The sequence below is a fragment of the Bacillus sp. FSL H7-0578 genome, assembly GCF_038630855.1.
Lineage (GTDB): Bacteria > Bacillota > Bacilli > Bacillales > Bacillaceae > Bacillus > Bacillus safensis.
Map to the genome: position 1 here is coordinate 3387217 of NZ_CP152045.1, position 21719 is coordinate 3408935.

Annotated in this window: 20 protein-coding genes; 4 read left to right on the top strand and 16 right to left on the bottom strand. The window is 42.4% G+C overall.

The window, feature by feature from the left end; translation table 11 throughout:
- Window positions 1-10 precede the first annotated feature (10 nt).
- The 3 genes from MHB41_RS17470 to MHB41_RS17480 form a co-directional block, all read right to left on the bottom strand.
- Window positions 11-1399 carry a sucrose-specific PTS transporter subunit IIBC gene (locus tag MHB41_RS17470; RefSeq protein WP_034281296.1) on the bottom strand — a complete coding sequence of 463 codons (1389 nt, stop codon included), beginning with the start codon at window positions 1397-1399 and terminating at the stop codon, window positions 11-13.
- A 254-nt stretch (window positions 1400-1653) separates the two neighbouring features.
- On the bottom strand, window positions 1654-2487 hold the full coding sequence (locus tag MHB41_RS17475; RefSeq protein ID WP_034281297.1) for a PRD domain-containing protein: 834 nt from the start codon (window positions 2485-2487) through the stop codon (window positions 1654-1656).
- Between the two features lie 52 nt (window positions 2488-2539).
- On the bottom strand, window positions 2540-2818 hold the full coding sequence (locus MHB41_RS17480) for a hypothetical protein (RefSeq protein ID WP_034281298.1): 279 nt from the start codon (window positions 2816-2818) through the stop codon (window positions 2540-2542).
- A 500-nt stretch (window positions 2819-3318) separates the two neighbouring features.
- Here MHB41_RS17480 and MHB41_RS17485 point away from each other — a divergent pair, with 500 nt between their 5' ends.
- Window positions 3319-5745: a S8 family serine peptidase gene (locus MHB41_RS17485; RefSeq protein WP_340899747.1), complete on the top strand. Its 2427-nt coding sequence runs from the start codon at window positions 3319-3321 to the stop codon at window positions 5743-5745.
- Window positions 5746-6047: 302 nt separating this feature from the next.
- On the opposite strand, the gene MHB41_RS17490 is transcribed toward MHB41_RS17485, so the two are convergent.
- The 3 genes from MHB41_RS17490 to MHB41_RS17500 all read right to left on the bottom strand — a co-directional run bounded on the left by MHB41_RS17490 (window position 6048) and on the right by MHB41_RS17500 (window position 9178).
- On the bottom strand, window positions 6048-7049 hold the full coding sequence (locus tag MHB41_RS17490; protein WP_144496439.1) for an LLM class flavin-dependent oxidoreductase: 1002 nt from the start codon (window positions 7047-7049) through the stop codon (window positions 6048-6050).
- 57 nt (window positions 7050-7106) lie between these two features.
- Window positions 7107-7856 carry an oxygen-insensitive NADPH nitroreductase gene (gene nfsA / locus MHB41_RS17495; RefSeq protein WP_034281301.1) on the bottom strand — a complete coding sequence of 250 codons (750 nt, stop codon included), beginning with the start codon at window positions 7854-7856 and terminating at the stop codon, window positions 7107-7109.
- Window positions 7857-7966: 110 nt separating this feature from the next.
- The gene (locus MHB41_RS17500) at window positions 7967-9178 is read right to left on the bottom strand and encodes an FtsW/RodA/SpoVE family cell cycle protein (RefSeq protein WP_041115417.1); all 1212 of its coding nucleotides are present in this window, start codon (window positions 9176-9178) and stop codon (window positions 7967-7969) included.
- A 469-nt stretch (window positions 9179-9647) separates the two neighbouring features.
- Here MHB41_RS17500 and MHB41_RS17505 point away from each other — a divergent pair, with 469 nt between their 5' ends.
- Entirely contained in the window at window positions 9648-9911 is a 264-nt protein-coding gene (locus MHB41_RS17505; RefSeq protein WP_008345491.1) for a spore morphogenesis/germination protein YwcE, read from the top strand.
- Window positions 9912-9988: 77 nt separating this feature from the next.
- Here the strand turns inward: MHB41_RS17505 and qoxD are convergent, their stop codons facing one another.
- The 8 genes from qoxD to MHB41_RS17545 form a co-directional block, all read right to left on the bottom strand.
- Window positions 9989-10369 (bottom strand): cytochrome aa3 quinol oxidase subunit IV, encoded by a 381-nt coding sequence (gene qoxD, locus MHB41_RS17510; RefSeq protein WP_012011667.1) that lies wholly within the window; start codon window positions 10367-10369, stop codon window positions 9989-9991.
- A gap of 1 nt (window position 10370) precedes the next feature.
- Entirely contained in the window at window positions 10371-10988 is a 618-nt protein-coding gene (gene qoxC, locus MHB41_RS17515) for a cytochrome aa3 quinol oxidase subunit III (protein ID WP_041115415.1), read from the bottom strand.
- A complete protein-coding gene (gene qoxB, locus MHB41_RS17520; protein ID WP_024423835.1) occupies window positions 10988-12946 on the bottom strand; it encodes a cytochrome aa3 quinol oxidase subunit I in 1959 nt (652 codons plus the stop codon). Before qoxB ends, qoxC begins: the two co-directional genes overlap by 1 nt.
- Window positions 12947-12973: 27 nt before the next feature.
- A complete protein-coding gene (gene qoxA, locus MHB41_RS17525; RefSeq protein WP_087977856.1) occupies window positions 12974-13930 on the bottom strand; it encodes a cytochrome aa3 quinol oxidase subunit II in 957 nt (318 codons plus the stop codon).
- 517 nt (window positions 13931-14447) lie between these two features.
- Window positions 14448-15530, bottom strand: a complete 1083-nt coding sequence (locus MHB41_RS17530; protein WP_340899744.1) for an aminopeptidase P family N-terminal domain-containing protein — start codon at window positions 15528-15530, stop codon at window positions 14448-14450.
- Between the two features lie 12 nt (window positions 15531-15542).
- Window positions 15543-17054 carry a UDP-glucose--hexose-1-phosphate uridylyltransferase gene (gene galT, locus MHB41_RS17535; RefSeq protein WP_340899743.1) on the bottom strand — a complete coding sequence of 504 codons (1512 nt, stop codon included), beginning with the start codon at window positions 17052-17054 and terminating at the stop codon, window positions 15543-15545.
- A 35-nt stretch (window positions 17055-17089) separates the two neighbouring features.
- Window positions 17090-18082: a UDP-glucose 4-epimerase GalE gene (galE, locus tag MHB41_RS17540; RefSeq protein ID WP_340890955.1), complete on the bottom strand. Its 993-nt coding sequence runs from the start codon at window positions 18080-18082 to the stop codon at window positions 17090-17092.
- Window positions 18082-19269, bottom strand: a complete 1188-nt coding sequence (locus MHB41_RS17545) for a galactokinase (protein ID WP_340899741.1) — start codon at window positions 19267-19269, stop codon at window positions 18082-18084. Before MHB41_RS17545 ends, galE begins: the two co-directional genes overlap by 1 nt.
- A gap of 175 nt (window positions 19270-19444) precedes the next feature.
- Between MHB41_RS17545 and MHB41_RS17550 the strand changes: the two genes are divergently transcribed.
- Window positions 19445-20290 carry an AraC family transcriptional regulator gene (locus MHB41_RS17550; RefSeq protein WP_024423841.1) on the top strand — a complete coding sequence of 282 codons (846 nt, stop codon included), beginning with the start codon at window positions 19445-19447 and terminating at the stop codon, window positions 20288-20290.
- 34 nt (window positions 20291-20324) lie between these two features.
- Here MHB41_RS17550 and MHB41_RS17555 read toward each other — a convergent pair whose 3' ends face one another.
- Together MHB41_RS17555 and MHB41_RS17560 are read right to left on the bottom strand one after the other, a co-directional pair.
- Window positions 20325-20582: a hypothetical protein gene (locus MHB41_RS17555; RefSeq protein WP_034281308.1), complete on the bottom strand. Its 258-nt coding sequence runs from the start codon at window positions 20580-20582 to the stop codon at window positions 20325-20327.
- A gap of 26 nt (window positions 20583-20608) precedes the next feature.
- Entirely contained in the window at window positions 20609-20992 is a 384-nt protein-coding gene (locus MHB41_RS17560; RefSeq protein WP_012011676.1) for a GtrA family protein, read from the bottom strand.
- A gap of 455 nt (window positions 20993-21447) precedes the next feature.
- Here MHB41_RS17560 and MHB41_RS17565 point away from each other — a divergent pair, with 455 nt between their 5' ends.
- Window positions 21448-21588 (top strand): anti-repressor SinI family protein, encoded by a 141-nt coding sequence (locus tag MHB41_RS17565; protein ID WP_008345506.1) that lies wholly within the window; start codon window positions 21448-21450, stop codon window positions 21586-21588.
- Window positions 21589-21719 lie beyond the last annotated feature (131 nt).

Below are 21719 nucleotides of genomic sequence, written 5' to 3' on the forward strand. Positions count from 1 at the left end.
CACTCCTTGATTATTTTTCGACTTCTTTTATTTTAAAAATGATAGTGAGAATAAATGAAACAGCAACAGCGATTAACATACCAATCACATAATTGACCACATTCTGAACACCGAATGGTGCTGCAATCGCAATCATCGGAATGCCTGTTAAACCATAAGCATTGGCTGCTACCTTCGTGAAAACTACAAATGCCCCGCCCAATGCTCCTCCAATCATCGCCGCAATAAATGGTTGACGATAGCGGAGGTTTACACCGAATATAACAGGCTCAGTAATTCCTAAAAAAGCAGAGAAGGCAGCAGGAAGGGCAATTTCTTTTGTTTTTGCACGCTTGGCTAAGAAAAAAACAGCCAATCCTGCCCCGCCTTGCGCGACATTGGACATTGCCCAGATTGGCAGCAAATAGTTACGCCCAATATCATTCAGCAACCCTGCCTCAATCGCATGGAAGCTATGGTGAACCCCTGTGAGCACAATCAAAGAGTAAGCACCGCCGAAAATGAGTCCTGCTAAGAACCCTGCATGGTCATAAATAAATGTCAGTGCATTCGAAATGCCTGTACCAAGCATTCTTCCAAGCGGTCCAACTGCAATAAATGTCACAAATCCAGTGACAATCACCGTCACAAATGGGGTCACAAGTAAATCAATACTGTTCGGAACGACTTTTCTTAAATTCTTCTCAACAAGGCACATGATATATACGGTCAATAACACTGGAATAACCGTCCCTTGGTAACCAAGAAGAGCAATATCAATATTGAATAAATGCATATATTCAGGTTTTGCTTCCGTCAATCCCCACGGATTAAGCAGATTCGGGTGAATCATAATTCCCCCAATGACAGCCCCTAAATACGGATTTCCGCCAAACTCTTTCGCTGCACTGACCCCAATTAAAATCGGCAAAATGATAAAGGCTGCACTTGAGAACATATCAAGCATTTGGAAGATCGCAGAGCTTGGATCAGCCCATTTGAAGGCTTTCATCATACCTAAGAGACCCATTAACAAACCGCTTGCCACAATTGCTGGAATGATTGGTACAAAAATATTCGATAACGTCTTTGCAAAACGCGCAAGTGGATTCATTTTTTGTTTCACTGCTTCATCATGGCTGACAGGCTTTTGTTTCTCGTCGCCAGTCTCAAGACCAGTCTCACGAGCAAATGGTTCATATACTTTGTTGACAGATCCCGTTCCAAAAATGACTTGAAATTGTCCTGAACTTGAGAAAGCCCCTTTTACACCTTCAAGTTCTTCAATGGCCTCTTTGTCAATCAAATCCTCATTTTTCACCACCAATCTGAGTCTTGTTGCACAATGCGTAGCACTGATGACATTTTCTTTTCCGCCTAACAGTTTTGTTAATTCTTTGGCTGTTTTTTGATAATCCATGAAGTTTCCTCCTTTTTTAAAGCAAAAAAGACCTAAAATTCACCAACGAGTAAAGGACATACACGTCCCCTCGTTACGCAAATTTTAGGTCTTGCCTGCCTGACAGTCACAATCCCGCGGTATCAAATTTTGATTACGCTTTCATCATAGTATAAGACTGTGACATGCGTCAACCTCTTTTTTCAAATCCAATGACCCATGTACACTAATAAGAGTAGTGTGCATAAAAAAAGCCTGCATGCAGGCACATCATTTTAAACCAATTCGGCTTCCTGCAGACGCTGGACATGCAGCGTGATGTAGCCGATCTCCGATTCAGGGAGATGAAGTCCATATTCATCTTTTAACAAATCAGCAAGTCCAAGTGCACACCGGTACGCTGTATCATATTTTGTTTGGATAAAAATCAGCATGTCTTCGTCCATGATTTGAAATGCCTCATTTGATTCCAACCTGCCTAATGCATACCTCAAATGTGTCACAAGCCGCTGATAGGAAATACTATCCTCATCAATTGAATGCTGAAAATATCTTTCAATATGCTCGATCATTTCTTTAATCATCGTTGTATATTTCACGGTCTTTTTCATGGACTCCGTATTCATTTTGGCCGTATGAATATGAAGTGCCACATATCCTGCCTCATCGTCCGGCAGTTCAACCCCAAGCCGCTCCTTTACATAACGAATGGCATACTTTCCAATCTCATATTCCTGCTTATATAAGACTTTGATCTCACCAAGCAATTTATTATATAACACAATGCCTTTTTGAAGGCGTTCAATGGCGAAGGACAAATGATCAGTCAGTGATATGTGAATGTGATCACTGAGCGGCATCATGAGTTTCCCCTCTGCATAACTGATGATATGCTCTGCTACCTCAATATGCGCTTCTGGCAATGTGGCAAGAATTTGTTTGAATTTCTCATTTTCTTCACGCACAACAAAGATTTTCTCTATTTTTTGAAGAGGAACGACGTCATTTTTCCCCTTCTGAAAAGCAATTCCGGGTCCCATCACAATTTTCTCCTGATCGCCCTCCTTCACAATCACTGCGTTGTTATTCAATATTTTATATATCTTCAAGGGGTATCCTCTCCCAGCAGATAACATTTCTTATGTGGGATTTTACCCTGTTTCACTTTTTCTGTAAAGGTAAGAGCGGACCAGCACGCGCCTCTCGCATCGTCTTCTCTTCAAGCATCATCAGACTTTGAGTAAACCGCTTCTCTATCCTGCGTTTCTTCTTATGTTCTTCTGCCAGTTTCTCCAGCTCTCTCTCTTTCACTACTTCAAAGAATCCAGCATCCGCCGCGGCCGCCTGAAACCCTTGCTGTTTCATCATCACACCAGGGTTCACAAGCACATTCATCATAAAACCAAACCATACGCTCAACCAGCTTTTTAATTTCTTCACTGAACATCCCTCCGCTTTTCTTAGAATCTAGCAGCTCTAGCAAAACAACTGCTCCTATCATATCCCGAGAAAAAAGAGAGGTTTGTCACAATCTGGGTGAAAAAACCAACTAGTTTTCAGAAGTTTTGTTGAAAAGTGCAGAAGATCATCATGTGCCTGGATGTTTCAATGAAAATTTTATGCACACGCTATCCCAAAGATAAGCACACCTTATCAACAGGGTTTATCCACATATCAACACCCTCTTACTAGATTTTGTGTATGTAAATTTTTTATTTTCCATATATGTATCTGAATAATTGAGTTATCAACAGACATTTGTGAATAAGTGCGACTTTATAAACAAAATAGTTCTTTATAACTATGTAAAATAAGACCATTTTAGTAAAGGAATTGTTTTCAACGTATTGAATACTTAATAACGGGCAGTGAATCTTTCCTATTTATCCACAAAAAGAAAGGCTATCTCCCTAAAAACACAGCTAGAAAGGGGAAAATAAATGAAAAAGGTAATATCTCGTTCTTCTGTTCTTTTGTTCTCCACTATTTTTATTTTATCCACATTCTTTACCGGTCAACAGGCTGCTGCTGCTCCATCTAACAAAAAGATGGAACTAGAAAAAGCAGAAATCTTCGGTGAAATCAATGTCAACTCGAAAAAACAAACCACTGTCATTGTTGAATTAAAGGAAAAATCCTTAGTTGAAGCCGAGCAAGAAGGCGAATCACAAACAAAGGCCTCCCTCAAAAAATCTCGAACAAAAGTAAAGAACGCAGCACTCAAAGAGGTAGATAAAGCGAGTGTTCGTCAAGAATATGAAAAAGTTTTCTCTGGTTTCTCTATGAAACTTCCTGCAAACGAAATCCCGAAGCTGCTCGCAGTGGATGGAGTAAAAGCCGTTTATCCGGATGTTACATATAAAACCGATGAAGTGAAAAAAGAAAGCATCCAGCTTCCAAACGAAGATGTCTCCCCGCTTATGGATAAAAGCGCTCCATTTATCGGTGCACCAAAAGCATGGGATGCCGGCTATTCTGGAAAAGGGGTCAAAGTCGCAGTCATTGATACTGGAGTAGACTATACCCACCCTGATTTAAAAGGAAACTTCGGTTTATACAAAGGCTATGATTTTGTTGATAATGATTATTCTCCGCAAGAGACACCTAAAGGAGATCCTAGAGGCGAATCCACAGATCACGGCACACACGTGGCAGGAACGATTGCGGCAAATGGACAAATTAAAGGGGTCGCAAAGGATGCCACGCTTCTTGCATACCGTGTACTTGGACCAGGTGGATCTGGAACAACTGAGAACGTTCTTGCAGGCATCGACCGGGCTGTTACTGACGGAGCAGATGTCATGAACCTCTCTCTTGGAAACAGTGTCAATAACCCTGATTATGCAACGAGCATTGCACTTGATTGGGCCATGTCTGAAGGCGTTGTCGCTGTTACTTCGAATGGAAACAGCGGTCCGAACAGCTGGACAGTCGGTTCTCCCGGCACGTCAAGAGAGGCCATTTCTGTCGGAGCAACTCAGCTTCCGTACAGCCTTTACAATGTGAAATTCCCGAACTATTCTACTGCAAAAGTCATGGGCTACTACCAAGAGAGTGATTTAAAAGCGCTTGACCAAAAACAAGTCACACTCGTCCAAGCAGGAATCGGTGACGAAAAGGCGTTTGAAGACATCGATGTGAAAGGAAAGGTGGCCGTAATTGAACGTGGTGCCATTGCTTTTGTGGATAAAGTCGACAATGCAAAAGCCGCTGGTGCAATCGGCGTTGTGATGTATAACAATACCGATGGAGAAATCCCAGTCGACGTACCAGGACTCGCACTTCCTACGATTAAGCTGTCAAAAGCTGAAGGAACAGCGCTTATTAAAGCCATTGAGGCTGGAAACGATACAACGGCTTTCTCCATTCAATTTGTCAAGGAACTTAGTGAGCAAGTCGCTGACTTCTCATCCCGCGGACCGGTTGTGGATACGTGGATGATTAAGCCTGATCTATCAGCACCTGGCGTCAGCATTGTGAGTACGATCCCAACGCATGATCCTTCTCAGCCTTACGGATATGGGTCTAAGCAAGGAACAAGTATGGCATCTCCGCATGTGGCAGGAGTTGCAGCGATCATCAAACAAGCAAAACCATCGTACTCAACTGAACAAATCAAAGCATTGCTGATGAATACAGCAGAAAAACTGTTTGACGCAAATGGCAGCCCATTCCCTCATAACACACAAGGAACAGGCAGCGTTCGAATCATGGAATCACTTCAGGCGTCTTCTATCGTTTCTGATGCGAGCTATTCTTACGGCACTTTCTTAAAGGAAAAAGGCGTTCAAATCAAAACGAAAAAATTTAAGGTAGAAAACCTTTCAAAAGCACCGAAAACGTATACCATTGATTACAAATTCAATGGCAGCGGCATTAGTACAAACGGAACGAAAAAAATCACCGTCAAAGGGAATTCCACTGGATCCTTTACTTCCGCAATACAGGTGAATTACGGAAAAACCAAAAAAGGGACGTACCAAGGCAGCATAACCCTTCGCGAAAATGGCAGAAAGATCACAGAAATCCCTACTTTATTGATTGTGAAAGAGCCTGATTATCCGCGCGTCACTTCTGTTTCCGTAGAGCCGGACAATCGTGCTGGAAGCTATGTCATTAGCAGCTACCTGCCTGGCGGTGCTGAGAACCTTGCATTCCTTGTCTACTCGACCGATGGAGAGTATTTAGGTGAAGCTGGTGTTTATCAACATGTTGATAAAGGAGAACACCGCGTAAAATGGAATGGCACAATCAATCAAGGCCAGAAGCTTGAAGCTGGTGAGTATACAATGCTTGCGTATGGAAGCTTGAAAGGAAAATCAGATACCGTACAAACGAAGGAAGCTTTCGAAATTTACCCTGAATAAATGTGAATCACAAGAAAAGCCTTGTATGAGCGGATAAGCTCATCAAGGCTTTTCGATCATATATGGTTGATATTGCTATGGATCGTTTCTTTTTTTACTGCTTTTTTTCTGACGATCACCTTGGTTTATTTTCTAACCTTTTTACACACGAAGCAGCCTCGTCCTTTTCATCAAGCATGCGAGCTGTCTGTTTATACTTCCTGTATCTACCCGCTCAGCCTGCTCGTGTCAGCCGCCTTCTTCCTCACCATGATACTCCTTTTCCCCTTGTACTGGCTCCGCAGGCGATAAATATACATACGTTATGCATCAAAGGCTTCTTTTAATAAACGATACGATGTGAGCCGGTCTTGCATGTGATGTGTGATGGTCACAGCGATCAATTCATCTGTCCGATAAGCCTTCGCGAGTGCGGTCAGCTGCTCTTTCACAGATGCTGGCGTTCCAACGACCATCCTTTGACGATTAGCAGCCACTCGTTTTTGTTCATATGGACTGTAGGAATACGACTGTGCCTCTTCATATGAAGGAAAGCCTTCAAGATTCAGCCCTTGTTCATTGGCAAGTAAAGATAAATCTAAGCTGACAGCCAGTTTTTCTGCCTGCTCCTCTGTTTCGGCACATAAAACAAAGACTGCCAGACTGACACGCGGCTTTTCACCGAATACTGAAGGTTCAAATCGGTTGATATATTGCTCCACAGAGTCTTCTCCGCCTTCACCATTAATAAAAAGCGCAAACGTGTAGCCTGCACCTGCTTTCGCCGCAAGCCTTGCACTCCCTCCAGAAGAACCAAGCATCCATACTTCTGGCGCGGTCTCTACCTTCGGAGAAGCAGTCAAATGAGGCAGCGGGTAAAATTCATCCGCTAGATCATGTAAATAGACCTTCAATTCCTCTACCTGCTCAGGATACTGGTCGCCTAGACGCTTTCGCTCACCATGATGAAGGGCAATGGAGGAAATAGGCATACCACCAGGGGCACGTCCAATCCCAAGATCAATTCTGCCAGGAGCCAGCGCTTCGAGGACCCTGAAGTTCTCTGCTACTTTATAGGCACTGTAGTGCGGGAGCATAACGCCGCCAGAACCAATGCGTATATGCGACGTAACGGCTGATAAATGGCCGAGAAGCACCTCTGGACTCGATCCTGCAAGCCGGTTTGAAAAATGATGCTCTGATACCCAAAAACGGTGATAGCCCCACTTCTCCGCTTGCTTCGCCAGTTCAACCGTCTGCTTCAGTGCTTCAGCAGGCGTAGCGCCTCCTATCAAAGGAGATTGATCCAGTATACTTAATTTCATTATGCTGCACCTCTTACAGAAATCCCCCTCTCTTAAATGGAAAGGGGGATGTCTTATTTATTTTCGATTAAAGCCCTTCTCTTTCACAAATTCTCCAAGGAAGGCACGCTTTGGCTGACTAAAGCCTCTCAGCATCTGCTCAGACCAAGTATCTTTTCTATCGCCATTTGTTCGTTCTTCATAATATGCCGAAATACGATCGTCGTATTCTTTTAAATAACGATCCACATGCGCTTCATCTTGCTGATATGAATTTTCATGATAGATGAGTTCAACAGGCAGCCGTTCCTTTTGTGACGACTGATTAGCTGGATGGCCAACAGCCAGACCGAATAACGGCAGCACATAAGATGGCGTTTCAAGCACTTCAGAGACTTCTCTCAGCTGATTACGCAGTCCGCCAATATAGCAGATCCCAAGTCCCATTGATTCTGCAGCAACACTGACATTTTGTGCAGCCAATGCCGCATCGATGACGCTAATGAGAAAGGCTTCCGTGTTCTCAAACGCCTCCTGATGATTCTTCCCTGCTCTTTTTGCAATATGATCATGGCGTTTCAAGTCTGCACAGAAGACAAAGAAATGCCCATTCTTCTCAACGTAAGGCTGATTCCCAGCCAGTTCAGCAAGCTTGGCCTTCTTCTCCTGATCTGTCACCCCAATAATACTATACGCCTGTACATAGCTTGATGTCGAAGCAGCCTGTGCACTTTTAATCAGTGTCAGCACCTCTTCTTCTGACAAACGTTCGTCTGTAAACGAACGGATGGATCGATGATTTAATATGGTTTCTATCGTTTTGTTCAATTCGAAGACCTCCTTCACTTCTTCTATCATAAGGCAAAGACATAGGGCTTTTCAAAAATGAAAACTCGCATAAAAAAAGACAGCCTATACTTAGACTGCCCTTACCCGTTTTATTTAAATAAATAACTTTGATATTTCGTTAATTGAACGCTTGCGTTATAGGCGATCCCGAATCCAATGAGAACGGACAAGACAGAGCTTCCTCCAAAGCTGATAAATAAGAGTGGAATCCCTGTTACAGGCATCACGCCTATGTTCATGCCAATGTTCTGGAACGTATGGATTACAATCAATGCTGTATATCCTACGCAGAAGAATGACGCAAATCGGCTATAAGGATGGATACGGTCAATCAGTACAACAAGCCGGTAAATCAAGAAGAAGAACATGATCACAACAAACGCACAGCCGATAAAGCCAAAGGCTTCACCTATAATGGAGAAAATCATATCCGTTTGTGCTTCAGGAACGTAGACCTTCAAGTTTTTAATGCCATTCCCAAAAATTTGCCCTGCACCAATGGCCATAATCGCCTGCTCTACTTGATATTTATCAGATCCAGATGCATCCTGCGTCTGTGCTTGGTTGGCTGTTGAAGAACTATCAGGCAGCCAAGCGGTAATCCGGTTGATCTGGTACTGCTGGATGCCTATTGTTTTCGCAAAATCAGGGAATAAGATAATCACAGCTAAAACAGAAGCAACTAAAAGCACAACCACTGAACCGATGAGAGAGATCAGTTTCCAATTGATCCCTGATAAAAACACCATCACCACAACAATAAACATACAAACAGCCGCAGTCCCTGCATCCTGCAAGAAGATCAGTCCAACTGGTACAGCTGCCACCCCGGCAATTTTTAATAGAAGGAAAATATCATCCTCTAATGTCCGCTTTCCTCTAGGAGTAGACTTTCCAATGACAGATGCAAGCATCATAATCAAGCCAATTTTCATGAACTCTGAAGGCTGAAATGTCCCTATTCCAGGTAACACAAACCAGCTTTTTGCACCATTTTTGATTGGAGCAAAATCATGACCTCCGATTTGTGCAGGAGCAACCTTCAGAAAAAGTAACAGCAGTATGCCGCCTATAAAAATATAGAGACTTAGCTTCTCTAATTGCTCCAAATCAAAGTAATTTATGGCAACAATACATATAACTCCGACCATGTAGTAAATAATCTGTCTGGTCCATGCATTAGATCCGTACTGCCCAAATTGACCCGCAGCATAAATCGCAATGACACTGATGGCAAAGAAGGCTAAAAATATAAAAATCAAATCTCCTTGATAGTAAGGAGATGTATTCTGCTTGTTCATGAACTAACCACCCTTATTACAAAACATAAAAGCCCTTATTTATATTAGATTGAAATTTTCACAAAATCAACTCACCCTAAATATGACGGAAGATACATCCGAAAGGTTCCATTCAATTTTCAAAAAATGAAATACTTTTCATCCTAACAATAGGAAAAAATCCCTCTATACACTTTTCATTCAATCGATCTCAAGTCCTTTAAAAAGTTTATTTTACAGATTTTAAGGGGAAAATTCAATGACCTATGTGGCGATATGACAAGTAAACATCAGATGAGATAAGCTGCACTGAGGAATAAAACCATTTTGTATGGAATAAGGCCCATTTTCCAATTATTACGTTTACTTCAAAGTCAATTGTGGTATAATACTTGTAACAAAATGTTCACAATATCTCCTAAAAACAGACACAATTGCATCCTGACCTCTCATTTGATTTGAACATCAACTTACAAAGGAGTTGGATACGATGGATATGTTCTTTGCGTACCTATGTATAGCAACGGCTACACCCCTGTTTTTATGGCTGGAAAACAGAAAGATTGCATTAGCATCTATTCCACCCATTATGATTATGTGGATTTTCTTTGGTCTTTACATGACAAGCAGTTTATCTCCAGCAGGACATACCTTCATGATCGCATTCTTTGCCATTAACGTGATTTTGGCTCACATTGCAGCGTTCCTCATCTACGGACTTCCATTCATTCGCAAAAGATTCAGCAGCAGATAGATATCGCCCAACTATTGGAAGCGTTATCACCATCATGATAAAAACCACTCACCTTCAAGAGATGAGTGGTTTTTTTATTATTTCTCTGAATGCTCAGACTGCTTTGGCGCAGACGGTGAATAACCGTCTTTACTGTTCTCTCCGTGGCTGTAGTGAGCCGCAAAGATCCAAACAGATCCGATGACGAAGATAATCGCACAGAACAGACCAAACAAAGTATTTCCGACTTGAACAGTTCCGTTTTCACTCTCTGTCATGTGCATAAACATGAACAGCTGCAAGAATGCTTGAATGAACGCAAAACCAAAGATAATCCATAGTTTTGCGGAACTGCCAATTTCAGCTCCAATCGCAATCCAGAATGCTAAGACTGTCAGCACAATGGATAGGATAAAGCCAACTACGTGTTTCCAAGGGAAGTGTTCGTGCTCTGCTGAGGAATGTGTTTTTCCAGCCATATCACAAAAGCCCCCCTAATCCGATCAAGTAAACAGCTGTGAAGATGAAAATCCATACAACATCAAGGAAATGCCAGTATAGACTTGAGATGAAAATCTTCGCTGCTGTTTGTGGAGTTAATCCACGCTTTTTAATTTGGAACAAGATCCCGGTAATCCAGAAGATACCGATCGATACGTGTAATCCGTGAGTTCCTAAAAGTACAAAGAATGCAGACCAATACGCACTTGTATGGATGCTCGCACCTTCATGTACATAATGGAAGAACTCGAAAAGCTCAAATCCAACGAAGCCTGCACCTAGAAGCAGTGTGAGAATCGTCCATATGACAACCCCTTTTGTACTTCCACGACGCATTTCATGAACAGCAATCCCACATGTAAATGAACTAACCAATAGCAGGAATGTCATGATCAATACAAGCTTCATATCAAACAGCTCAGCTGGTAAAACGCCGCCAGCTGTTCTGCCATGTAGAACAAAGTAGGTCGCAAAAAGTGTTGAGAATAACACGATTTCCGCGCCAAGGAATATCCAGAAACCAAGGATGTTTAAACGTCCGGTTTCAGAGCGATATTCAAGCGGTGCATTTGCATAGCTGCTATCATTATGTCCCATTACTTCTGCGCCTCCTTATTCTTTTTCTCTGTTTCAATGACTTCTTCAACAGGAATATAGTAGCCATCGTCATATTCAAATGAACGTAAAATCATCGTTGCGAATACACCGATTAAGCCAATAACGCCAATCCAGTACCATTCAAATACAAGACCGAATGCACCAAGTCCAAAGAATGCAGACATGATCAGCGGTCTGCCTGAATTGTGCGGCATGTGAATTTTCTTGAATTCTTTTTCAGGATGAACGTCCACATTGTTTTGCTTCCAATGATGGAATGCATCTGGTGTTGTCACTTCTGGAAGTGCTGCAAAGTTATAATGCGGCGGAATTGCAGAAGATGTCGCCCAGTCAAGTGTACGTCCTTCTCCCCAGCTGTCTCCAGACACTTCACGTTTTGAATGTCTCCAGCTGTAGTAAATGTTGTAGCAAAGGATGATGAATCCGATACCCATCATAAATGCACCAATTGTTGAAATAAAGTTTAGTGCAGTCCAGCCATCTTCTGGTCCATACGTATAGATACGTCTTGGCATTCCTTGTAGTCCTAGGAAGTACTGCGGGAAGAAACAGATGTTAAATCCGATCATGAATACCCAGAAGAACCATTTGCCGATTCTTTCGTTTAACTTGTAACCAAACATTTTTGGATACCAGAAAACAAGACCAGCAAAACAAGCAAATACAGTACCTGCGATTAATACATAGTGGAAGTGGGATACAAGGAAGTACGTGTTATGGTACTGGTAATCCGCAGCTGCCATCGCAAGCATAACCCCAGTTACACCACCGATTACGAAGTTCGGGATGAAACCAAGTGCCCAAAGCATTGGTGATGTAAAGCTGATACGGCCTCGATACATCGTAAAGAGCCAGTTAAAGATTTTCACACCTGTTGGTACAGAAATCGCCATTGTTGTAATCGAGAAGAATGAGTTAACCGCTGCACTGTTCCCCATTGTAAAGAAGTGGTGAACCCACACAAGGAAACTAAGAACAGAGATTGCCACAATTGATACAACCATCGCTTTGTAACCAAACAACTGCTTTCTTGAGAACGTCGCAAAAATTTCTGAGAAAATACCGAAAGCCGGCAGGATAACAATATATACCTCAGGATGTCCCCAAATCCAGAAAAGGTTCGCCCAAAGCATCGGCATACCGCCTGCTTCGAGTGTAAAGAATGCAGAACCGAATAAACGATCAAATGTCATAAGTGCTAAAGCAACTGTTAGTACAGGGAATGCAAACACGATGATGACAGACGTAATCAATGTTGTCCATGTAAACATTGGCATACGCATAAGTGTCATACCTTTTGTACGCATTTTTAAGATGGTCACCATGAAGTTAATACCTGTCATAAGTGTACCAATACCTGCAATTTGGAGCCCGAGCAAGTAGTAGTTCTGTCCAGGTCCTGGTGAGAAATCATTTCCGGCGAGCGGCATGTAACTCGTCCAGCCTGCACTTGGTGATCCTCCAATAACGAAGGAAATGTTGAACAGCATTGCTCCGACCATAAATGTCCAGAAGCTAAGGTTGTTCAAATAAGGGAATGCAACGTCACGTGCACCAATTTGAAGAGGAACAACGACGTTGATTAAACCAATTAAAAATGGCATCGCCATGAATAGAATCATGATCGTACCATGCGTTGTAAAGATTTCATTATAGTGGTTTGAATCTAAAAACGTATTATTAGGAAGCGCCAGCTGCGCGCGCATCATCAGTCCGTCTACCCCACCGCGGAAGAACATAATCACAGCAGCAAGGATATACATGATTCCAAGCTTTTTATGATCAACTGATGTCAGCCATTCTTTCCAGAGCCATTTCCACTTTTTAAAGTAGGTTAAAACAAACACGATGGCAATGGAGGTAAGAGCGATAGAAATTTGCGCACCAAGAATTAATGGGTCTCCAGTTACAAAAAACTCATCCCATTTTAAATGCATAACGGCCTCCTCCTTTCCTTAGTCAGTTTATTCTGTTTCTAATTTTCTTTTATAGTTCTTCACATTCTCGAAAGGATCTGTCTTGGAATGCGGAGAAACTGCTTGATAACCTAAACGTTTGCGTGCTTGGAGTGCGTATTCAGAATCCTCTCCATGCTTCGCAAAGGATAAATGTGTTGATGAGAATGTCTGCACATCTGCAGCATCAGGAAGCATCAAGTAGTCATACGTTTTCTTCGTTAACTTCGGTGCTTCTTTCTTCGTTTTGTTTACCCATTTATCATAGTCAGACTGCGTCATCGCATTGACTTTGAATTTTTGCTGAGCAAAGCCCTCGCCTGTGAAGTTGGCGTTTCTTCCTTGGTATGTGCCTACTTCATCAGCTTGAAGATATTGTTCCATTTCCATTCCAGCCATCGCATACTTCTCCCCGCCTAGCTGAGGAATCCATAGTGATGCCATTGTATCAGCGGAAGTGATTTTGAATAAAACCGGCTGATCTTTTGGAATGTTTAAGTAGTTCACTGTCTCAATATTTTCCTCTGGATAGCTAAAGATCCATTTCCAATCAACAGCTGTCGCATAAACGACAAGTGGATCTTTATGGCTTGTTGCTTGAGGTGCCTCTTCCAAAGAGTAAATTGTTTTTACAGTTGGAATCGAAAGAGCAGCAACGATTAATATTGGGATCACTGTCCAGACAACTTCTAGAAGCGTATTCCCGTGTATTTCTGGGTTATAAGAGGCGTTTCCAACGTCCTTACGCTCACGGTATTTAACCAAAATGATGGTAAACAGTACAAATACCGCACCAACGATAAAGAGCATGAATCCGATAGATAAAAGGATTAAGTCTTTTTGTTGTGCTGCGACTGGTCCTTTAGGATCTAAAACAGCGATATTGCTGCAACCTCCTAATACAAAAACACTCACGAGCATCGCTAATAAAAGCATAGGTTTAATGGCTCTGAACAAGAAGATCACCATCCTTCCTTAAATAATGTATAAATTGCTGAATAATTGTGAAAAGCCATCTGCCTTCGAAAACTTTTCTTCCCTTTGTAATGCTATCAAAATCTGTTAGAGTTAGCTTCCCTTTTTTCAAAAGTTCATTTATTTTTCAACAGATTTCTTTTAAAATGTCATAAATTCGACATAAATTTATATTATTGCACACACAATAAATTTCTAGGATTTTGAAAAGTTGAGAGTTGAAGGCAAAGGACAAACAATCAAGAACTTTGTCAAATTTAGGTTTACCACAATAAAAAAGTTTGGTCAAATTTCAATTTAACTTAATGAAATTTTATCTAGGTAAACAATTTCAAAATAGGTATCCCCACATTTAACAAAAACCTTACTTATTTTAACGCAAGTTAACAAGAAAAGAAAGTATCGATCCTCTGACTATGCGCGTTAAGAATTGGCAATTATGATGAATATGTGGAATCCCGCTAAATGACTTCCAGCAAAAAACCGGCTCAGCGCCGGCACTCTGCATTTATTCCTCTCTCACTAAAATATCAGGGCGTCTATAGATGTCCCCTTCATGTTCAACATCAATGTATGTCCACTTGCCTGTATAGGTTAAAAAGCGGTTCCCCTCTTTCTCTACGACCATCGTATCCTCTGATTTCAATCCAGGCAATGAAGGATTCCAAGTAAAGACTTGATGCAGCTGAATTTCTTCCTTCGATGAGGGTACTGCAATGATTTCTCTAGATACAAAGCCCGTTTTTCCCCCTTGATGAAGCTTTTTCCAGCTATCAGGGAAGCCCTCTTTTTCATACTGAGCAATACCTGCTTTCAATACATCTCCCAATGTCTTACCAGGGCGCGTGGCAGCATTCATGACCGTGTCAATTCTTGCAAGCCGCTCTTTGTTCTCTTCAAGCTCCTTTGGAAGCTGACCGAAGTAAACAGACCTTGTGACATTCGCCACGAGTCCATGCCGTTCAGCGCAAAGAACAACAAGCGCATGCTTTTGAAGTTTTTTGTCTGTCGGAATTGGATGACGGTATTGATGAATCCGGTCATCTGTTGCTACAAGCAGCACTTCAATCGTCATTCCCTGCGCGATCGCTTTTTGAGCCGCAAGCGAAGCGATTTCGTGCTCCGTCTGTCCTGGAACGATTTCTTTACAAACACTCTCTACAATGACCGCTGTTTCATGACAAAGCGTTTCATATTGGCGGAGCTGTGATACGGAAAGAATGGATCGCACTTGCGACAAATCCGGCTCGATCCATTCGAATCCATCCATTTGAATGTCTGACCCGATCCGTTTGTCTTTTGTGAGTGTTTGAATGTGTGCCGTATCATCCTCAAACCAATCCATCGTCACCACTTGAAAGGGGTGATCGATATACGCCATCTCTTCTTCAATGATCCGCTTTTCTTCCATTTGATTCACTATGAGGACGATGTCGTCTTTTAACACAAGCAGCTTGCACACGCCCTCTGGTGTATTTAACACGATGTGATTTCTTCTCCCTCCTGTCAGCCAGGAGAAGTTATTACGCTTTTGAATCAAGACACCGTCGAGCTGTTTTTCTTCCATTAATGTTCTTACTTGTTCAATCATCTAATCACCTGCCTATATGAGTGTATGAATGAAACGTTTAAAAGCTGTTTTCCCTTGCTCGGTTCTTTTAAACACACCCGCCTGTGAGAGAATACGAGAAAAAATCATACCGACTTCTTTTTGTAAAATGGCTTCTGTGTTGTCCTCTGTAAAGGTATTCTCTTCAAGCAGACGCTTTGCCCATGTTTCGTGTTTCTTGATAGCAGGGCGGGCTTTGATTTCTTCAAGGGGGTTTTTGGATAACAGCGCTTCTTTTAATTGACTTAATTCCTCTGCTAATCTACCAGGAAGAACTGCAAGACCCATCACTTCAATTAATCCGATATTCTCTTTTTTAATATGATGGACTTCTTCGTGCGGGTGGAAAATTCCATCCGGGTGCCGCTTGTTTGTACGATTATTGCGCAGCACTAGATCTAATTCATAGTCATCTCCATGGCGGCGTGCAATTGGTGTAATGGTATTATGCGGCGTCTCTCCTGTATGAGCTAGCAGCTCCACTTCTTCATCTGAATACATTTTCCACTCGTTTAAGATAAAGTCTGCTGCGTCTGCAAGCTTCTGCCGGTCGCTGCTTCGAAGGCGGATGACAGACATCGGCCATTTCACAATGCCAGCCCTCACATTCGGAAAGGCATTCAGAGAAAAGACCTCTTCCACCTCCGCTTTCGCCATCGGAAATTCATGCGCACCGCCCTGAAAATGGTCATGACTTAATATACTGCCCCCGACAATCGGAAGGTCGGCGTTCGATCCGATGAAATAGTGCGGGTATATATATATGAAAGAAAGCAATCGTTCAAAGGTCTTTTTGGTGATGCTCATCGGCTCATGTTCGCCTTTGAACACAATGCAGTGCTCGTTGTAATACACATAAGGTGAAAATTGTAGAAACCAAGATTCATCTGTGAGTGTCACAGGAATGATCCGGTGATTCTGTCTCGCTGGATGGTTGATGCGCCCCCCAAACCCAACGTTTTCTTTACAAAGGAGACAAAGAGGATATTGTTTTTGACTAAGCTTTTTGACTTCAGCGATTGCTTTTGGGTCCTTTTCCGGTTTTGATAGATTGATTGTGATCTCCAGCACGCCATCATCTGTTGGTGTAAACCACTGCACATTTTTGGCGATTCTGCCTGTATGAATATAGTGTGCGTGCTGCTGCATTTCATAGAACCAGCTTGTAGCAGCCTCTGGCCCTTCATGCTGGCGCTTCTCTTCAAACTTTGCGCAGATGACACTTGGAGGCGCCACCAAGCATCCCATGATTTTCGCATCTAGTAAATCGCGATACGTATCCGTCCCCTCAGGGATAAGGCCAGTCTCAACTGCCCAATCCAGCATCGGCATTAAGATGTCTTCAAGCTCCGCCTCCCCTGAGACTGTTCTTGGCTCAGCTTCATCCAGCCCAAGCACCTCAAGCAGCCGATTTCTCGTATAATCGATATCTAGTCGTGTGATCAGCTCTTGATTGATCCCGTATTGAATCAGCTGTTCCAGTTTTCCAAAAATATCAACCGCCATTCTCTCTGTCCCCTCTCTTGCCTGCCTGTTATGCGTTATTTACTTTGGTAGCCGTCTGGATGCTTCTGAAACCAATCCCACGCACTTTGAATGATGGTGTGAAGGTCAGCATATTGAGGTGTCCACCCTAATTCTTGCAGCGCTTTTTCAGAAGAAGCAATCAGCTTTGCTGGATCTCCCGCGCGTCTGTCAGCGACCTGTGCTGGGATCGCATGCCCCGTAACGTTTCTAACAGCATCTACTACCTGCTTCACGGAGAAACCAGTGCCATTCCCTAAGTTGTATGTTGCACTTCCTTTTCCAGCGCGCAGACGATCAACAGCTAAGATGTGCGCGTCTACTAAATCCATGACATGAATGTAATCCCTAATACACGTGCCATCCTCTGTCTCATAATCATCACCGTAAATCATGATCTGATCTCGTTTTCCTAAAGCCACTTGCAGAATAATCGGAATGAGATGTGTCTCAGGCTGATGATCCTCTCCGACAAGTCCTTCTGTATGAGCGCCAGCTACATTAAAGTAGCGAAGCACGACGTATTCTATTCCATATGCCTGCTCAGACCACTTCAGCATTTTTTCAATCGCTAGTTTCGTTTCTCCATAAGGATTGGTTGGATTCGTCTCATCCGTTTCAACGATCGGCACTCGCTTTGGTTCACCATATGTGGCAGCGGTTGAAGAGAAAACGATGTGTTTCACATCAAATTCATTCATCACCTGAAGTAAGGCTATTGCTCCTCCAACGTTGTTGTCATAGTACTTTAGCGGGTCTGTTACACTCTCGCCGACAAGTGAATCTGCGGCAAAGTGCATCACCGCTTCTATTTGATGCGTTTTGAAAACCTGTCTTAAAAAATCTTGATCTCGTAAATCTCCCTCTTCTAAAACAGCTCCCTCCAAAACAGCTTCTTTGTGCCCTGTCTGCAAATTATCCACTACCACCACTTGTTGACCTTTCGCTAAAAGAGCCGCTACCGCATGGCTGCCAATGTACCCTGCTCCCCCGCACACTAAAATTGTCATTACACTTCCTCCTTCGTGAGTTCTCTTGCGCCGCCTCCAATTCCAGCTGTGTAAAAAGAGGCTTGAATGCCCGTCTTCTCTTGATAAATCGCACCCGTTTCTTTTATAAATGATGCCAGCTGCTTTTCTTTCACAATACTGATCGTACAGCCGCCGAAACCCGCGCCCGTCATACGAGAGCCTATCGTTCCAGGATGGAGCCAAGCGGCTTCTGCCAGTGTATCTAGTTCAAATCCAGTCACTTCATAATCATTCTTTAAAGAGAGATGAGAAGCCTTCATAAGCGCACCTATTTCTTCCATTTTATCATCTTTCAGAAATTTGACTGCTTTTATGGTCCGCTCGTTTTCTGTCACCACGTGTCTTGCACGTTTGCGGCATGTTTCATCCTGAATCAAATGGGCATGTTCGGCAAATTCATCTGCCGTGAGCTCACATAAGTGGGCAAGGTCGATTTCTTCTCGTAAATCGTTTAAAGCTGATTGACACTCTGACCGGCGTTCATTGTATTTGGAGTCTGCCAGTGTCCGCTTTTTGTTTGTATTGGCAATGACAAGCGCCAGCCCCTCTTGCCGAAACGGACTGTATTCAAAATCAAGGGTATCGCAATTGAGCAAGATGGCGTGATCTTCTTTTCCAAGAGCGATTGAAAACTGATCCATGATGCCGCAATTGACGCCAATAAATTCATTTTCTGCACGCTGCGAAAGGAGGGCAAGACGGGCATTTGTAACGCCGAATGAATGCCATTCATTGATAAAGACAGCGGTGACAAGCTCGATGGAGGCAGAGGAAGACAAGCCTGCACCATTGGGAATATTGCCGCCGTATACTATGTCAAAGCCTTCTTCTATCTTCATTCCTGCTTCGATAAACTGATGGAACACGCCCTTCGGATAATTTGCCCAGCCGTCCGACTCCAAGTAAGCGATTTCAAAAAGGTCGAATTCTTTCACACCATCGCCATCAAAGTTCAAAGAATACATTCTCACGCGGCCATCTGACCGCTTTGCACATGCTGCATATGTACCGAGAGTGAGCGCACAAGGGAATACATGACCTCCATTGTAATCTGTATGTTCACCAATCAAGTTCACTCTTCCCGGGGCAAAAAAATAGCGAAGTTCTTCTTCTTTATCCCCAAATTGCTGGTGAAATGCCGTGCGTAACATATCGATCATATCCATTCCCCTCTTCTCATCTGATACTCTTATTTTAGTTGCCTGAACTGCGTAAGTTCAATGGTAAAAAAATCGTTAAAAAATACCCTTTTTTTGCTGTGAATGGTACGATGTGATATGAGGTGTAACATGATTCAAAATAGAAAAAGGTTGTTTTTTGCTGTGAAGGAGGTTTTCCAATTTGAAGAAGGAAGCATTTGCATTTCGTTTTCACCATTCTGATGTTACATTGCCGGCACAAATATGGTCTGTTGGCTGGGAGGTTCAATCATCTTCGTTATACAGCTGGAATGGCGTGGAGCGGAAGGATCAGGGCAAGTGCATCTTTCAGCTCACACTGTCTGGACACGGCATGATTGAAATCGGACAGAAGCGGTTCAAAGTCTTGCCGGGGCAGGCCTTTCTTGTGAAAAGTCCAAGTGCCTATCAATATTATTTTCCAGAGGACAGTGAGCATTGGGAATTTCTCTATTTGACGCTTTATGGGGAAGCCTGTGATCTTTGCTTTGACCAATTTATAGATCAAGGAAAGCAGGTCATGCGTTTTCATCCTCATTCCAAGCCGATCCGCCTGCTGAAGAAAATTTATGATGAAGCCAGTGAAAGACGGATTACCAATCCATTTGAGGGGTCTAGCCTTGCTTATCAATTTGTCATGGAACTGTATTCATATTTGCCAAAGCTTGAGGGACAAATGGAAAAATGGCCTGAGCCCATCGTCCAAGCGGCCTTATTTGCCAGCCATCATTTTCACGAGGAAATTGGCCCAGACGATATGGCAGCTGCGGCACGTTTATCCAAAAGTCATTTTACGAGGGAATTCAAAAAGGCTACTGGCTTCACACCTATTCACTACTTAACCAATATCCGGTTAGAGAAGGCGGAAACATTATTAAAAACAACGAAATACTCAATTGAAGAAATCGCCATACAGTGCGGCTACCGAAATGCGAATTACTTGAATAAAGTCTTTCGAAAGAAAATCGGCATGTCTCCAAAGCAACTGCGGGAAACAAGCGATGCATAATAAAAAGCAGCCGCTTCATCATTGGCTGCTTCTTTTACGATTTTGACAGATCAACATGAATTCTTCCTTGTTTTAAAACAATCGTCATTTGCGTATCAGGGGTCATTAAGTTTTCTAAAATGTCCGTTGCCGTTTGAAGCGCAATGTCCATTCGGTTGATCTTTTCCTTTTCTTGTTCCGAAAACGCTTCTGGATGTGCGGTCATTTCTTTGACTAGCCTCAGCACTTGTTCATGCTGCTTTTCTGTTTGTTGATATATGGCATCATATAAGTCGTCTGGCCTGCTGCTCATTTCACATCACCTATCTTTTTTATGTGTTAAATCGCATCTTCTTTTGTTTTCTTGAAGACGAACCACTTACTGGCGACATAATTGACCACCACAATCACAAAGTTGACGAGAATTTTTGCGACGGTTTCATTGAGCGCCATTTGGCTCACAAATAAAATCATCAGCCCCAGATCTACACCTAGAGACATGAGACGGACACTAAAAAATGAAGAAAGCTCACGCATGAGGCTTTTTGTGTCACGAGCCTTTTGCTTGAAGACATACTTCTTATTGGTGATATAAGCAAAGAGAACAGCAAATACCCATGAAACAACCGTAGCTGTTTTGTAATCCATGGAAAACATCTCAACGAATAAATAGAAGCTGACGATATTGACAATGGTTGTACACACACCCATCACAAGATACATGACAACTTCTTGATACTTTTGAAAAAGGCTATACATGTCTTTCTTCATTCCTTCTTGGTGGTTTCTGTTTCTTTTAGAATACCATCTTGAGAAGAACTTCCCAAACGAACAATATGTATGTCCTGAAAAGATGAAATTTGTTCTACTCGATGGCAAATGTCAACGCAATTGGTTTATATGAGTCAAATGTTTTAGGTCTTTATCATTATTTTAATTTATAATCTTTCAACTGACTTTACAATTGTTTATTATTAGAAGTAAGATTTCAATATTTATGGGTTTTTTAGTCATTTTTTTAGGGACGTGGTAGGTGATAGATTTTACAAAATAGGTTAAATGTCATCATTTTTCGACAAAATTTATTTTGCGCTGTTTTCAACCACACGTACAGTTACTAGACGGTTTGTTCAAGTCATTGGTTGCAGTGAATATGTCTTATTGAACTGGAGGATATTATGGATACGCAAGTGAAAAGAAGAGTTGACGAAGAGTGGGTTTATTTGATTCAGGAAGCGAAAAAAATTGGACTAGGCATCGAAGAAATACAAGCTTTTTTAACATCCAACGGTGATCAGAAGATGATAAACAAACCGTAAATCAACGCCGTTATCCTTTGTCTTTCAGACTGCTTTGGCTATAAGTTCTGACCTGTCAATTGACCTTTTGAAAATCCTTTCATGACGATACGCTACAATAATTGAACACCTCTCCATACCAATCCCTTCCA

What these genes read in the sequence shown, in the direction of transcription:
- MHB41_RS17490 (WP_144496439.1), bottom strand. Translation starts at nt 7,049, where the DNA reads ATGAAATTAAGTATACTGGATCAATCTCCTTTGATAGGAGGCGCTACG.
- MHB41_RS17505 (WP_008345491.1), top strand. Translation starts at nt 9,648, where the DNA reads ATGGATATGTTCTTTGCGTACCTATGTATAGCAACGGCTACACCCCTG.
- MHB41_RS17560 (WP_012011676.1), bottom strand. Translation starts at nt 20,992, where the DNA reads ATGTATCTTGTGATGGGTGTGTGTACAACCATTGTCAATATCGTCAGC.
- galT (WP_340899743.1), bottom strand. Translation starts at nt 17,054, where the DNA reads ATGGCGGTTGATATTTTTGGAAAACTGGAACAGCTGATTCAATACGGG.
- MHB41_RS17565 (WP_008345506.1), top strand. Translation starts at nt 21,448, where the DNA reads ATGGATACGCAAGTGAAAAGAAGAGTTGACGAAGAGTGGGTTTATTTG.
- qoxD (WP_012011667.1), bottom strand. Translation starts at nt 10,369, where the DNA reads ATGGCTGGAAAAACACATTCCTCAGCAGAGCACGAACACTTCCCTTGG.
- qoxB (WP_024423835.1), bottom strand. Translation starts at nt 12,946, where the DNA reads ATGCATTTAAAATGGGATGAGTTTTTTGTAACTGGAGACCCATTAATT.
- MHB41_RS17555 (WP_034281308.1), bottom strand. Translation starts at nt 20,582, where the DNA reads ATGAGCAGCAGGCCAGACGACTTATATGATGCCATATATCAACAAACA.
- galE (WP_340890955.1), bottom strand. Translation starts at nt 18,082, where the DNA reads ATGACAATTTTAGTGTGCGGGGGAGCAGGGTACATTGGCAGCCATGCG.
- MHB41_RS17545 (WP_340899741.1), bottom strand. Translation starts at nt 19,269, where the DNA reads ATGGATATGATCGATATGTTACGCACGGCATTTCACCAGCAATTTGGG.
- MHB41_RS17485 (WP_340899747.1), top strand. Translation starts at nt 3,319, where the DNA reads ATGAAAAAGGTAATATCTCGTTCTTCTGTTCTTTTGTTCTCCACTATT.
- qoxC (WP_041115415.1), bottom strand. Translation starts at nt 10,988, where the DNA reads ATGGGACATAATGATAGCAGCTATGCAAATGCACCGCTTGAATATCGC.
- MHB41_RS17470 (WP_034281296.1), bottom strand. Translation starts at nt 1,399, where the DNA reads ATGGATTATCAAAAAACAGCCAAAGAATTAACAAAACTGTTAGGCGGA.
- MHB41_RS17500 (WP_041115417.1), bottom strand. Translation starts at nt 9,178, where the DNA reads ATGAACAAGCAGAATACATCTCCTTACTATCAAGGAGATTTGATTTTT.
- MHB41_RS17530 (WP_340899744.1), bottom strand. Translation starts at nt 15,530, where the DNA reads ATGATTGAACAAGTAAGAACATTAATGGAAGAAAAACAGCTCGACGGT.